Source organism: Corallococcus terminator, assembly GCF_003611635.1.
GTDB classification, from domain to species: Bacteria; Myxococcota; Myxococcia; order Myxococcales; family Myxococcaceae; genus Corallococcus; species Corallococcus terminator.
This window is the reverse complement of record NZ_RAVZ01000743.1, coordinates 1-825: the sequence shown is the minus strand read 5'-3', so window position 1 is coordinate 825 and position 825 is coordinate 1. Positions and strand designations below refer to the sequence as shown.

Here is an 825-nt window from a genome sequence, read left to right as displayed (position 1 = left end):
CCCCTGGGCCCTGACCGCAGACGTCTGCGGACGGATTGACCGGTTAACGGTCAACTAACCGGCCAATCCGCCCACAGACTTCGCCCTCGCCCTGCTGAGGCTTCCGATCGGGAAGATTGGCCGGTTGCGGGGGCGCTCACGATGAGCGCGTCGAATTCGTGCATCTACATTGATTTGGCCATGTGGGGGACCGGCGGTGCTGAGATTCTGAAGGACCACACCTACAAGGGATGGTGTCGCTAGGTCGAACGTTTGTCGTTGAGAACCCGCAGGCCGCCAAGTCGTAAGTGTTCGCCGTGCCCCGTTGTGACGGGGCACGGCGAGCGCTTACCCTTTCCCCAGGGCCCTGCCGCATGCGTCTGCGTCGCGCAGGGCGCGCCTGCCAAACGCAAGCGCCCAGCACCTCGTCAGAGACTCAGGCCCAGCACCTGCATGGGTGTGTGGCGCTCCATGGTTGTCCCATCCCCGAGTTGGCCGACGCGGTTGTCCCCCCAGGCCCAGACGGTGCCATCCTGCTTCAAGGCGAGCGTGTGGATGTCGCCCGCGGCGAGGGCGGTGACACCCGTCAGGCCCTGTACCCGGACTGGCGTGTGGCGGTCGGTGGTCGTCCCGTCACCGAGCTGGCCAGAGTAGTTGTTGCCCCAGGCCCAAACGGTGCCGTCCTGCTTCAAGGCGAGCGAATGCTCGCCGTTCATGGCAAGGGCGGTGACGCCCGTCAAACCCTGAACCTGCACCGGCGTGTTGCGACTGGTGGTCGTCCCATCCCCGAGCTGGCCATTGGAGTTGTATCCCCAGGCCCAGACGGTGCCGTCCTGCTTCAAGGCG

General features: G+C 65.6%; 1 protein-coding gene. It reads right to left on the bottom strand.

The window, feature by feature from the left end; all coding sequences use genetic code 11:
• Window positions 1-407: 407 nt before the first annotated feature.
• Window positions 408-825: RCC1 domain-containing protein (locus D7V88_RS41915; protein WP_372241178.1), on the bottom strand; the 418-nt coding region annotated here is incomplete at its 5' end.